Below are 13,633 nucleotides of genomic sequence, written 5' to 3' on the forward strand. Positions count from 1 at the left end.
GCGGCGCAGCCGAACAGCCGCCGGGCCGGGCACGCCCCGCTGAATTCCTGGTCCGGCCCCTGAGCGTGGGTCACACGTCCAAGCGCCAGACCGGCTCACTCGGCACCGGCGGGTCGAGGAGGAAGGCGGCGGCCCGCTCGACCGTCGCCGGATCCGGGGCCGGGCCCGGGCCGGAGGCGCCGCGCTCCCGCAGGTGCGCGAGCAGCCCGGGCTCCGGCGCGAGGGCGTGCTCCGCCAGGTAGTAGGTGACGGTGTCGGTCCAGATCCACGCACCGTCGGTGCGGTAGTTCAGTGGGACGACGCCCCGGCGGCCGGTGTCGAGGACGTCGTCCATCAGCATCGGCGTCATCACCACCGGCGCCCCGGCCCGCAGGTACGCGAGCAGCGCCGCGCGCTCCTCCTCGTCCGCCACCACCGCCCGGTCTTGGGCGAACCCCGGCCCGGCCACCGGGTCGACCACGTCGAACACCGCCGCGAGCCGGAACTCGCCGCCCTCGTCAGGCTGGTGGCTCCGCGCCACCGCACGCCCCGGTTCCGCCATCACTCCCGCTCCCGTCCCGCTGCACCGGCGCCGTCCCGGCCCGCGGCGCCCTCACCCGGTGAACGGCCCGGGCGGGCCGGGCCGTTCACCGGCCCCTTCCCGCGCGCCGGGTGGCCGCTCCGATGCGGGGCGGGGGACGGGCTTCGCCGGGGTCCGGCCAGCACCGCCTCGATCTGGGCGGCCGTCGGCGCAGCCGACAGCACCGGCACCGGCGCCTCCTCGACCACGATTCCGGCCGTGGTACCGGCCGAGGCGCCGAACCGGACGGCTCCGGTCAGCTCACCGGTCAGCTCGTCCGCGCCGCCCGAACGCAGCTCCTCCGGCAACGGGCCCGCCAACTCCTGCCCCACGGGCGGGAGGTAGGCACCCCCGGTCTCCCCGACCGGCGGCGGCCCCTCGCTCCCCTCCGGCGCGCGGTAGCGGGTCCAGTGCCCGCCGGGCAGGACCACCGGCCGCCCCTGCGCGTCCACCCCGACGCCGGCCGCGACCACCAGGTGCCCCGCCCCGCCGGCGGACGGCACGAACCAGACGTTCCGGTCGGGCGCCAGCGCCGTGGTGCCCAACTCCCGCTCCCGCAGGTACCGCAGGACCTCCGGCGCGTACGTCGAGTCCAGCGCCGTACCGAGGCCGCAGGCGACGAACACCAGCTCGTCCGTCCCGTTCCAGGCGCCGTCCTCGGCCAGCAGGACGGCCAGGTCCTCGGGCCCGATCGGCTGCCCGTTCCACTGCGGCCGGCCGTCGGTGCCGGTGTGCACCACCACCAGGTAGCGCTCCGGCTGCACCGGGAACTGCTCCAGCGCCTCCCGCTGCGCCGCCCGCTCCTGCTCCGACATCGCCGGATCCTCGATCAGCCGCCCGCGTAGCTCCGGCCGGAACTCGCTCAACGACCGCCAGGGAACGGCGGTTTGCCGCGGTTGACCGGCACTGCCCCCGGCCGGGGTGCCCTGCCAGGGCTCCAGGTGCTCGTCCGGGAAGAACCCGTCCGGGGCGACCTCCCGGCGCAGCTCGTCCTCCGTCAGCGGCGCGAGGGTGCGGTAGCGCCAGCGGGTGTCGTCGTAGGCCAGCGACTCCTCGAACAGCTGGCTGCCGAGCATGATCTCGTGGAAGGTGTGGTCGTCCGCGTCGATCATCCAGGCCAGCAGGGCCAGCCGCAGCAGCCGCAGGTCGATCACGCTGTCCGCCAGCCCCCGCGCGGCGGCGACCCGGCTGAGCTCGGCCGCGGACTGGAGCAGCCCGAACGCCGTGCCGGAGGTGCCGGAGCTGATCAGGCCGCCGCCGCGCATGGCGTCCAACTGGAGCTTGCTGTCGAGCCGGTAGTGGAACGTCTTGGCGCCCGGCTGCCAGCCGAGGATCCCGTCCTTGTCCACCGCGCTGTACCACTCGCCGTCGCTGAGCGGGGGCTTGACGTCGTACGGGTTGAGGCCGGTCTTGCTCTCTTCGGTCGGACCGGCCTGCCGGTCCGCACGTTCGGCGTTCAGCGCCTCCGGGCGCGGCAGTTTCTCCTGTCCGGCCAGCTTGGCGAAGTGGTCGGAGCGGTAGCCGTTGTAGAGCAGCGCCATCCGTTCGCGCAGCGTGCCCTCCCGGACGACGCGCTCCAGCAGGTGGCGTTCGGTGCCCACCATGCCGGTGACGCTGGACAGCCGGGTGCCCAGCTTGTGCTTCTGGTCGGACGGGGTGAGGTCCCAGGCGAGCCGGGCCAGTTTGCCGACCTCGTGCTGGACGTCCTCGCGTTCGCCCAGGTGGGCCGCGAGCCGGCGCTCGTACTCCTGCGCCTGCTGGAGGTAGCGGATCCGACCGAGGTCGCGCGGGTGGGCCGGCGGGGCCTCCTGGAGGAGTTCGGTCTCCTCGTGCTCCGGCGGGGGCGGCATCATCCGCCGGCGGATGTCACGGATCCGCAGGCGGGCCCGGGCCTTCTCCTGGTGGGTCCGGATGAGGTAGTTCTCGTACTCGGCCACGAACTCGTCGGCCGTGTACTCCTTCCACGTCCCGGAGTCCTTGCCCTCCTTCACCTTGAGCGAGACGATCTTCAGGCCGCTCTCCTCACCGGTGGGCTCGTGGTGCCCGCCGGTGCCCTGGAGGAAGCCACCGTAGAACCGCGAGTGGAACTTGAACTGCGTTCCGTCGGTGAGGAAGTCGTAGTCCTTCATGGTCTTGTCGATCTGGCTGGCCTTCCAGTCCTCCTTGATGTGCTTGACGACCTGGAGACCCTTCGCCGCTCGGGTCAGCTCCAGTTCCATGACGACCGGTAGGCCGCGCAGCCCCTCGTCGTACGAGGCGGCGTGGCCGAAGGTGTGGCCGGTGTAGAGGCCGGGGCCCAGTTCGGCCCAGTTTGCGGCGTTCTTGATCTTGCCGAAGTCGGCGGCGAGCAGGTAGGTGCGCACGGTCATGGCGTCGGTCACCCGGAACACCCGCTGGCCGGCGGCGATCTCGGCCTCCTCGGCGGTGGTGGGCCGGACGGCCGGCTGCGCGGCCGGCTGCTGCGCCGGCGCCTCCGGTGCCGGCTGGTCCTGCTCGGCGGGCTGGCCCGACCCGCCCTTCGGCTTCTTCGGCTGCTTCTTCTGCTGCTTTCCCTTGCCCAAGCCGGACAGTTCGTTCAGGTACTCCCGGTCCACGGGGGTCTCGGTGACGGTCGAGGTGGTTCCGTGGCTCTCCAGCGACGCCAGGCCCGAGTAGTGCGGCAGGTCGCCCGCGCGGCCCACGTCCCGCAGGACCAGCAGTTCCGGTACGCCCGGCCCGGTCGCCCCGGCCGCGGTCCGCCGGTCACCCTGGATGACGGTGATGCCGAGGCCGAGCGCCCGCCCGATGACGGTCGGCGCCTCGTCGAAGAACGGCGTGTTCCACAGCGAGACGTTGCGCATCGCCAGCTCGTACATCTCGCTCATGGTCCGCTGCTCGATGTCGGCCCGGCGCAGGATCGTCGGCTCGGTGTCGCCCGGTTGCAGGTGGACCTGCCAGGTCTCCTCGGGTTCGTCGTCCAGCGGGTCGATCGGGTCCAGGCGGTCGACCGGCGACTCCCCGCGTCGGTCGATCTCGCGGCGGAAGTCCGCGCCGTCCTCCCCGCGGAACCAGGCCGCGGCCAGCTGCCGCAGCCCGTCGGCGTCCAGCCCGGCGTGCTGCCAGTCGGGCAGGGCGGCCCGTCCGCTGTCGAGGATCGCGTTGAGCAGGCAGTTGCCGTCGGCCGGCACCTCGACGATCCGGTGCAGTTCGCCGCGCAGCAGCAGGACCCGGGCCGCCGGGGGCGGGGTGCCCTGCGACTGGGGGTCCGTCCCGTCGCCCTGGTCGCCCAGGAGGTGCCGCCGGGAACTCCCGGTCGACGACGACGCCGACCCGGTCGCGCGGTTCGCCGCGGAGGAGCGCGCGGGCTTGTGCGAGCCCTGCTCGGTGTCGGGGGTGCCGCCGGGGACGAACTTGACCCAGCGCCCGGGCGTGCCGTGCTCGTTGCTGAGGATGCCGATCGGGGCGACGCGCTGCCCGATGGACAGGTTGATCGTGGTGGTGGATGCCCACACGACGTTCCCGGTGGCATCGGCCACCTCCTGCGCGATCACCTTGCCGTTGTCGCCCCTGGCACCCGCCTGGCAGGCGATCAGCACGATCTGGGTGTCCTTCGGCATCCGACGGAAGCTGGGGCGGCGGCGCACGATCCGGCCCAGGGTGTCGCCGGTGAGGTGGACCCGCTTCTTCCCGTTCGCCTGCTCCGCCAGGGTCGGCAGCGTCGCGGCGAGGTGGGTGGCATGCGTCATGACGGTGTAGATGGGCGCGGAGACGTCCCAGGGCACCAGCCCGATCGGGGTGAGGTCGGGGTCGTCGTCCTTGGACGCGGCCGTCGGGTCGTCGTGCTCCAGGAAGTCGGCCGGCAGGTACTCGAAGTGCGGGGTGGTGGGGTCGAAGCCGTCCCGCACCTCCTCCCAGATGCGGGTGAGGGACTCGTCGCGGTAGAGGCGGCCGCCGGACTGCCGGCTCAGCGGGAACAGGACGGGCTGGCTGTCGAGCTCGGCTTCGTCGACGACGTCGGGCCGCTTGGCGTCCACCCTCCGGCCGGCCTCGTCCTTGCGGATGGTCATGGTGGGGATGGTGCCGAGCCCGGCCGGCTCCGGCCGGTCCGGCTCCGGGAGGTCCGGGTCCGGCGGCACCTCCTTGATCCAGAAGCCGCGTTCGACCTTCTCCTGCTTGGCCTTCAGCTCGGGGCGCAGCTTGGCCTTGACGCGGACGACGCCGTCGGACAGGGAGGTGCCCACCGAGCTCGTCCAGACCGTCCGCCCGGTCGCCCGGGCCAGGGCGCGCGGGACGGTCAGATCGCTGCCGAGGGTGTGCGGGCCGACCAGCACCAGCGGGGTCTCCGGGGTGAGCGCCTCCGTCGGCAGGTCCTCGGCCAGGGCGGCGGCGAGGTGGTCGGGGTCCAGGTCGTGCACGTCCTCGGGGAGCAGGACGAGGAACGGCTGCTGGCCGGTCACCTCGGTCAGGCTGTAGTCGGCGCCCGTCCGCTCCTGCTGGTCGCCGGTCCCGGTCCCGGTCCGCTCGACCGGCTGGGGGCCGCCGGCAACGGGCTTGGGCGGCCGGGCCCAGTGGTAGACGTCCCGGACGTCCTCGGCGATCTTCGGCGCTTTCGGGAAGGGCTTCTTCCCCCGGAGGGCGATGCCGGCCCCGGCCCCGCCGGGGGTGGTCACGGGGCGGGTCTGGTATCGCTTGCTGCGCGCGGCGGGGGGCTGCACGGCGGGGGCTTCCGGGGTGGGTGACTGCACGGCAGGGGCTTCCGGGGTGGGTGACTGCACGGCAGGGGCTTCCGCGGCGGGCGGCCGCACGGCGGGGGTGGCAGGCTCCGGCACCTCCTCGGGCGGCGGCGCGAGCTTCCCCCGCAGCGCGGCGTGCAGGGCGTCGCCGGTCAGCGCCGGGTCGACGTCCCCGGCGGCGTCGACCAGCTTCCGCAGGTGTGCCGGCTGCGGGCGCACCCGGTCGGACAGCGCGAGCAGCTCGTGCGCCATGCCGGCCAGCCAGCCGCCGGACAGGTAAGGCGCGTCCATCCGGTAGTGGTCGCGGGCCAGCTGCTCCAGGCGGCGCAGCACCCGGACCTGGCCGAGGTCGCGGGTGATCGTCTCCGGGGCGGCGTCCCGGTGGTACAGGTCGTCGTACAGCTTCAGCAGCGCCCCGGCGGCCAGCCGGTCCCGGGCCGACACCGGTGCCTCCGGGTCGTCGGCCAGCTCGCGGGCGGTGTGCTCCAGGGCGGCCCGGTCCACGGCGCCGCCGGTGCCGTGGACCTTGTGGGTGAGGACCGCTCCGGACTGGGTCGCGCCCTGCTGCCCGCCCTCGGGGGACGGGGTCCCGTCCTCGTCGCCGAAGTAGTTCCGGCGGGCGACCGGGTCCGGCCGCGCCTGCTCCCGCGTCTGCGGCGGGTGGGGCGGCTCGGGCCGCTCCAGCGCCTGCGGCAGGTCGGGCATCAGGTCGCGGGCCGTCAACGAGTCGACGTTGACGCCCAGTTCACGGGCGAGCCGGTGCCAGGCAACGGTCGGCCCGGCCGGGGACGGGCCGGCCTCCCGGTGCTGGGCGAGCAGGTCCCGCGCCCGGGTCAGCGTGACCTCGCCCAGCACGCCGGAGCCACCGCCCGACCGGTCCCGCAGGTCGGCCAGCAGCAGCTGCCAGTCGGCCTCGGCGGCGGCCTCCCGAGCCTGCCGGGCGGCCTGCTGCTCCGCCTTCCGCCGGGCCTCCTGCTGCGCCGCGCGCGCCGCCTCCTCGGCCGCCGCACGGTCGCGTTCCTGGAGGGCCTCCCAGCGGGCCCGGGCCCGGGCGTCCGCCTCGGCGGCCAGTCGCTTCTGCCGCTCGGCCTCCCTGGCCGCCTGCTCGGCGGTCTCCTGGGCGCGCTGCTCGGCGCGCTCCCGGGCGGCGGGGTCCTGCGCCTGCTCGTCGCGGCGCTGCTCGGCCGCGTCGGCACGCCTTTCGCGGGTGCCCGACTCGGTGACGCGACCCTCCCGGGTGGCCTTCGGCCCGCCCAGGACGTGCCCGGGGCCGGGGAAGGCCTCGGCGTCCGGCTCGGCCGCGGGCCGGTGCTGGTCCGGCGCCGGGCGCGTCCCCGGGTCCTCCGTCAGCGTGTGGCCCTTGCCGGGGAAGCGGTCCGGCGGGGTCTGTCCCTCCGAGCCGCCGGAGTGATCGGGCCCGGTGGGGGCGGGCTCCACCTGGGTCCGGCTGCCCTCGGACCTTCCCCGGGCCTGCGTTCCGCCGTTGGCCGGGCCCGGGCCGCCGCCCTTCCGCCCGCCCGAACCGGCGTTGGGGACGGCACCAGCGCCGGCGTCGGCCTCGTCCGTGGTCCTGAGGTCGTCGAACCCGACGATCCGGGTCTTCCGGCTGCCCCGGTCGGGCGCCGGGGTGGCCGGGGTCCGGCTCGCGGCCTTCTGCTGCCGATCCAGCCGCGCCTGCTCCTGCTGCCGAACGGCCTCGGAGTGCCCCTCACCCAACGGACCGCTGTACCCCGTCGGCGGCTTCCCGCTGCCCCCGTCGGGCGCCGGGGTGACAGCGTCCCGACTCGCGGCCTTCTGCTGCCGATCCAGGCGCGCCTGCTCCTGCTGCCGAACGGCCTCGGAGTGCCCCTCACCCAACGGACCGCTGTACCCCGTCGGCGGCTTCCCGCTGCCCCCGTCGGGCGCCGGGGTGACAGCGTCCCGGCTCGCGGCCTTCTGCTGCCGGTCCAGCCGCGCCTGCTCCGGCTGCCGAACGGCCTCGGAGTGCCCCTCACCCAACGGACCGCTGTAACCGGTGGACGGGGACGCCGGCGGCTTCTCACCGCCCTCCGCGTCGCCAGGCCCGTGACCGTCCGGCCAGCCCAGCCGCTTCAGCCGATCCGCCTCCTGCTGCCGGACCGCCTCCGACTGCCCGTCGCCCAACCGGTGCCCGGCCTTCGGGCCTTCGTTCGGCGAGTCGGCGGTCGGCAGGCCGAGTTCGCGCAGGCGTGCCTGGCGGTCCAGGAAGGCCTGCCGCAGCGGGTTCGGCGCCGGGTCGTCCTTGCCCGGCGGGTTGGGGTCGGGATCGTCGTCCCGGCGCGGCCCGGCCTCGGTCTTCGGCGGCCGGTGGTCGCCGTCGCCACCCCGGCGCGGGTTCGCGTCGCCGTTGAGCTCGGACTTCGGGTCCGCCTTCGGCCCCGACCCCGGCCCGTCGCCGCCCTGCCGGTCCCCGCCGGAGCCCGTGGTGGCCGTGTTGCCGCCACCGACGTGCCGGCCCTCCTCCCCCGCGGCGTGGTGCGGCGGGTTGGTGGCGTCGCCGCTCGACTCGGTGGCCCGGCGCGGCGCGGGCTCCGGCACGGTCGGGCTCCCGTGTCCGCTCTGCGTACCGGACTTGGCGCCGTTGCCGCCGTCCGCCCGGGACTCCGTCTCGACCGGCTTGCCCGGCCCGTTGGACGTCGACGACCCCGAGGGCCGCTCGGCCCGGTGCTCCGGCCCGCTCCCGGTGGACCCGCTCTCCGTCCGGTGCGACCCGGGCGGCGGGGTCAACGACGGGCTGGAGCCGCCGAGTTCGCCACCCGTCCGGTGCGCCCCGCCGCCGCCTTCGCCCGGGCCGCCGACGTGCTGGCCCAGCCGGGGCACCGGGAACGGCACGGAGTGCCCGGACAGGTTGGTGGCCACCGACAGCAGGGTGAGCGGGTGGAGCGGGCCGAAGTACTTGCTGGCGCCGGGCGGGATGTCGGCGTGTTGCAGGCCGCGGACGAAGTCGGCGTACTTCGTCATCAGGGGTGAGCTCAGCCCGTGCAGCAGGTGGCGGGCGCCGCCCATCAGGAAACCGGACAGGAAGCTCGAACCGCTCGCCGAGAACTGGTGGCTGTCGTCGACGATCAGGTTGTAGAAGCCCTCGCTCAGGTACTGGTTGGCCCCCATCTTGAGCTGCTCGCCCAGCATGTGCCCGAGCACGAACATCGTGTTCAACTTGCCGACATGGCCCGCCAGTTCGGGGAACTTCTCGGCGAGGACACGCAGTTCGGGGCCGGCGATGTGGGAGCCGTCGGCGATCTCCCGGAGCGAGGCCCCGAGGGCGGCGCGGCTCTCCGGGGACTTGGCCCACTTCTCGGCGAACTCCCTGCCGAACTTGCTGCCGAGCTCGCGCGCGGCGTCCTTCCCGAGGGCTCCGCCGAGGTGCTTCTCGAAGGAGGTCGCCAGCTGCTCCGCGAACCGGGCCCCGGCATTGGCGCCGCTCTTCCCGCCGGCCGCGAAGCCCTTCGAGAGCCAGGTGGAGTTCTCCCGCAGGATCCGGTCGATGCTGCCCGCGAACCGCATCGCCGCCTCGTCGCCGAGCAGCCGCCCGGCCTCCGATCCGGCGCCCTTGGCGCCCGCGGACCCGAGCTCCTTGGCCCCGGCACCACCGAGCTCCTTGCTGCCCAGGTTCCCGAGTTCCTTCGCGCCGAGGTTGCCCAGCTCCTTGCCGCCGAGATTCCCGAGCTCCTTGCCCCCCAGGTTGCCGAGCTCCTTCCCCCCGAGATTCCCGAGCTCCTTGCTCCCCAGGTTGCCGAGCTCCTTCCCCCCGAGGTTTCCCAGCTCCTTGCCCCCGAGATTCCCGAGCTCCTTGGCGCCGCCCTTGCCGAGCCCGCCCGCCAGCCCCTTCAGCGAGTTGCCCAACTCCGTGGAGACGAACAGCTTGCCGAAACCCGCGCCGAGCAGCTTGCCGAGGCCCATGCCCAGCAGGTGCAGCGGCCCGGCGATGACGCCGCTGATCGCGCCGAAGATCGCCGCCTGCTTGGTGAGGTCCTTGTCCCACTCGTGCCGGTTGTGCTGGCCGAACTGGATGGCCTGGATGATCGCGTCCAGCAGCAGACCGCCGGCCACCCCGAAGAAGGTGTGCAGCAGGATCACCTGGACGAGCTTCTTCAGCAGGGCGATGATGATCTGCTTGGCGACCTGCTTGGCGCCCTCCACCGCGAGCAGCGAGGCGCCGCCGGTGAACGGCGACCAGAAGATGGCGAGCGCCAGCTCGAACAGCAGCTGGACGATCTGACCGATGATCATCCACTTGGTGTACTCGACGGTGTTCGCCACCTTGCCCGCGAACTCGCCCAGCTCGGTGCAGAGTTTGCCCGCGATGGTGAGGTAGTCGTCTCCCCCGGCGCTGCCGATGAACCGTTCCATCTCGGCCGCGAAGGCCTCGGCGGCCTGCCCCTCGAACTGCGACCGGCAGACCGTCACCAGCTCTGCGACGTAATCCCGCAGCTTCGGCAGGTCCTCGGCCAGTGCCACGTAGTCGTCCTGGACGTCCCGCAGCAGCCCCTCGTCCGACTCCGGCCAGGGCATGCCGGTGAGCAGGTGGAAGAACGACGCGACACCGTCGGAGACGTGGACGGACGAGTGGGCCATGGCGGGGACTTCCTGGGGGCGGCGGCGGTGGGCTACGAGGGCGGCTCAGCGGACCAGTTGGGTGTTGTGCTCGTCGGTCCGGTCGAAGAGGTCGGCGGTGCCCTGGCCGTGCAGGCCGATGCTCTGCAGCTTGTCCCGGATGGCCCCGACCAGGACGGTCAGGTTCTCGGTCGGCTTGTCCACCTGCTCGTGGTACTTCTTGCCGATCTCGTCGTTCCCGCCCGCCGCGACGTTCTTCTTGTTGACGTCGTCGATCTCGCCCTTGACCTTGTCGACCAGCGCCGACATCTCGTCGAACTTGCCGAACGCCGACTTGAGGTCGTCGAGCTTCTTCAGCTGCTTAGCCATTGAACTCCTCCTGCTTCTGGGGGGACTTGGGCCCGTCGGCGCCCGGTCGCATCGCGGTGAGCGGCGCCAGCAGCGCCTCCAGGTCGAAACCGTCGGCGGTGAACGGCAGTTCGTCCTCCCGCTCGCCGGTGACGGCCAGCCGCAGCGTCTCGCCGACCCCGTCGAAGGCCCGCATCGACGCGGCGATCTGCTCGCCCATCCGTGCCCTGGCCTCGTTGAGCACGTCCTTGAGGACGGCGGCGAGCTGGGCGGGTGCCATCTCCTGGTAGGCAGTGGTGTGGAAGGTCAGCGCCGTCACCTCGCCCTGCGAGCCGACCTTGGCGGTGACCATCCGGTCCTTGGAGGTCGCCGAGGCGGTGGCCGCCCGCAACTCCCGGGCCGTTTCGGCCATCCGGGCCTGCTGCTCCTCCAGCGCGGCCATCGCCTGCGCGAGCTGCTCCTCGAACGAGAACGTCATCTCTCCACTCCGAACTCCGAGTTGTCGTATGAGCCGCATGAGCCGCACACGTGGAACGGGGCGGGGCCGGCCCCACAGACCGGCCCCGCCGCTGCCCCTTACTGGTTCCCCGCACCCCGCCTCAGCGGCCGATGACGCCGCTGACCGCACCGGTGTCGGTGCCCCAGACCTCCTCGTCCTCGGCCAGCCAGGTGGTCCGCTGACGGCCCTTCTCGCCCTGGCCACCGCCCATGCCGCCGGCCATCGGCGGCGCCATCATCGGCATGCCGCCACCGCTGGTGGTCACCGAGCGGCCGCGCAGCGCGGCCGCCTCCTCGGCGGCGAGCGCGGAGGCCTTCTGGCCCATCGCGGCCTTCTCCGCCGAGGCGGCCGAGGCCGCAGCCGTACCGGCGGACACCGCCGCTCGACCGCCGGGCACCATCCCGCCGCTGTTCTCGATGGCCCGCGGGCTCAGTCCGCCGCCGGAGCTGACCAGCCGGGGCAGCTGTCCACCGCCCGAGGTCGGCGGGCCGCCCTCGCCCCCGCCGCCGTACGCACCGGAGAGCGAACCGGCGGAGGTGCCGAGCAGCAGGCCCGACCCGGTGCCACCGGTCCCGTGCGGGCCGAGCAGGTCGGGGTCCAACTGCCAGGACAGGCCCGGGGAGCCGGTCGGCGGTCGCAGCAGACCGTCGCCGCCGCCCCCGCCACCGCCCCCACCCCCGATCGGGCCGATGACGCGCTGCGCGTCGTTGAACCGCTGGGTGGTGTCGGAGATCGGCCGGCCGGCGGCGTCCAGCAGGGTGCCGTCCGCGGCGACGGTGGCGCCCTTGGGCAGCACCACCGGATTGCCCTCCCGGTCCAGCACCGGCTTGCCGTCGGGGCCGATCACCGACCCGTCCTCCCGGACGGTCGAGCCCTTGGGCACCTTGGCGTTGAGCCCGTACAGGCCCGCCCCCGTCCCCGGTGGGACGTCCGAGCCGGCCGGGACGACGACCGGCTTGCCGTTCTTGTCCCGGACGGGGCGGCCGCTGGCGTCGTACACCTGGCCGCCGGCCCCGATATAGCCGCCGGGGGGCAGCAGCACGGGCTTCTTGTCGGCGTCCAGGACGGGCTTGTTGTCCTTGTCGAGGATCGGCGTCCCGCTGCCGGTGCCGCCGGGCCCGTCGCCGCCACCGATCCCGCCGCCGGCGCCACCGAAGACCGGCGGGGTGTGCTGACCGGAGCCCTTGCCCCCGGCGCCCGCACCGCCGCCCGCGCCGCCACCGGCGCCCGCACCACCACCGCCACCGGCGCCGTTGAGGCTGAACTTGCCGCCGCCCTCGCCCCCGCCGCCGCTGCCGCCGCCGCCCAGGTCGGTCTTGCCGTCCTTGCCGCCGTCCTTCGTCCCCTGGTGGTTCGGGTCGTCCCCGGGGCCGGTCTTCGTGGGGTCGGTCACCGGGGGCAGGTCCAGGCCGACCGGTCGGTAGCCGAAGCCGAAGTCGGTGTTCAGCTTGGTGTAGGCGGCCGTCAGGCCGCTCATCGGGTCGGGGCCGGTGTGCACCTGCTCGTTCTCGACGTGCAGCATCTCCCGCTTGTCGAGGTACTGGCTGACCCAGCCCAGCCAGAGGGTTTTGGCCTTCTGCTCCAGCTGGTCGTAGAAGCCCTGCTCCCGCGGGTCCCCGAGGGGGGTGGTGATGCCGTTCAGGGTGCCGTTGGCGTTGATGTCCGGCACGACGCCCTGGAGGGTGTCGCTCAGCGCCTGGTAGATGGCGTGGCTCGGCCAGGCCAGCCCGCTGCCGTACCACAGCCAGTGGACGTAGCCGAGGTCCACCGCCGTTTGCTCGATGGCGGTGGCCGCCGCCTGGAGGTCCGCCTCGTACGGGGCGTTCTCGATCTGGTGCCGGATGCCCTCCAGCTCCAGCGCGTAGTGCTCCAGCAGCAGCTTGAACTCCCCGGCCGCGCTGCCCTGCCAGTCGCTGTCGTCGTTGTTGAGCTTCTCCGCCCAGCCGTGGACCCGGGGGTACCAGGTGGTCAGCCAGGTCCGGATCTGGGAGAGGGTCTGCGCCCCGGCTCGCAGGCTGGCGGGGCTGATGGTGTCGTTGCCCTTCCCGCCCGGTTTCGCCGGCTCCAGGATGGCGACGTGCTGGTTGACGAACCTGGACAGCGGCTTGTCGGTGTCGTTGCCCCAGTCCGTGTAGTTGACGCTCAGGGTGATCCGGTAGTGGTAGTCCCCCGTGCTGGTGGAGTAGTTCCAGGCCCACCAGACGTCGGGATGCCCCGTCCCCGCGTAACCGCCCTTGCCGGACGGCGCGTTGGCGTACCACTCGTAGCCGCCGACGAACTTGTCCACCGGCCGGAACCAGGGGTGGTCGGCGGACGGGGGCCCGGCGACCTCCTCCCGGGTGACGATCTTGGCGGTGCGCTGCGCCTCGGAGGCGAAGGTCTTGAGGACGTCCTCCCATTTCATGTCGCCCATGGGCTCTGTCCATCCCTCCAAACGTCTCAGGTGTGCCGGGCGGAGTGCTCCGGCCCGGTCGGGTCCCCCGTCAGGTCCCTGACCCGGTCCCCGTCCCGGACCCGGTCTTCGGGGGAGCGGCCGACCCCACCTTGTTGAGGATCTGCATCATCTCGGCGGCCGTCATGGCCTCCTCGTGGGCGGCGTCCATGATCGTCAGCGTCAGCTGGATCCGCAGCTGGGCCTCGGTCATCTGCACGCCCAGCGTCTTGAGGTCGCCGGCCAGGCCGGTGGCCAGGGCCTTGAAATTGGTCTTGACGTTCTCCGCGAGCGGGAACTCGGTGCCGTGCCCGGTCAGCAGGCCGGTGTAGTCCCCGGCACCCTCGCCGGCGAACGCCAGCACCGAGGTGTAGCCGGGGTCGGCCGCCAGCTCGTGCAGGAAGTTCTTCAGCTGGGTGTTGGCGAAGTACTCCAGGTCGTCGTGCTTGACGCTGAGCGTGTGGTTGAGGTCGACGGGCTCGGGGGCGCTGGTCATCGCGGCCGCCCCGGGC

Annotated in this window: 6 protein-coding genes; all 6 read right to left on the minus strand. The window is 73.6% G+C overall.

Features of this window, described 5'->3' with window-relative positions:
- Positions 1–70: 70 nt before the first annotated feature.
- The 6 genes from ABTY15_RS14815 to ABTY15_RS14840 all read right to left on the minus strand — a co-directional run bounded on the left by ABTY15_RS14815 (position 71) and on the right by ABTY15_RS14840 (position 13,617).
- A complete protein-coding gene (locus ABTY15_RS14815; protein ID WP_350582437.1) occupies positions 71–541 on the minus strand; it encodes a hypothetical protein in 471 nt (156 codons plus the stop codon).
- Entirely contained in the window at positions 541–9,864 is a 9,324-nt protein-coding gene (locus ABTY15_RS14820) for a WXG100-like domain-containing protein (protein WP_350582439.1), read from the minus strand. The genes ABTY15_RS14815 and ABTY15_RS14820 overlap by 1 nt, the downstream gene beginning before the upstream one ends.
- Before the next feature lie 45 nt (positions 9,865–9,909).
- Positions 9,910–10,212 carry a hypothetical protein gene (locus ABTY15_RS14825; protein ID WP_350582449.1) on the minus strand — a complete coding sequence of 101 codons (303 nt, stop codon included), beginning with the start codon at positions 10,210–10,212 and terminating at the stop codon, positions 9,910–9,912.
- A complete protein-coding gene (locus ABTY15_RS14830; RefSeq protein WP_350582453.1) occupies positions 10,205–10,669 on the minus strand; it encodes a YbaB/EbfC family nucleoid-associated protein in 465 nt (154 codons plus the stop codon). Before ABTY15_RS14830 ends, ABTY15_RS14825 begins: the two co-directional genes overlap by 8 nt.
- A 121-nt stretch (positions 10,670–10,790) precedes the next feature.
- Positions 10,791–13,103, minus strand: coding sequence for a hypothetical protein (locus tag ABTY15_RS14835; protein WP_350582460.1), 2,313 nt, complete (start codon positions 13,101–13,103; stop codon positions 10,791–10,793).
- Positions 13,104–13,173: 70 nt separating this feature from the next.
- Positions 13,174–13,617, minus strand: coding sequence for a hypothetical protein (locus ABTY15_RS14840; protein WP_350582464.1), 444 nt, complete (start codon positions 13,615–13,617; stop codon positions 13,174–13,176).
- Positions 13,618–13,633 lie beyond the last annotated feature (16 nt).

Origin of the sequence: Kitasatospora sp. NPDC097643, from assembly GCF_040302625.1 — a bacterium.
GTDB lineage: Bacteria > Actinomycetota > Actinomycetes > Streptomycetales > Streptomycetaceae > Kitasatospora.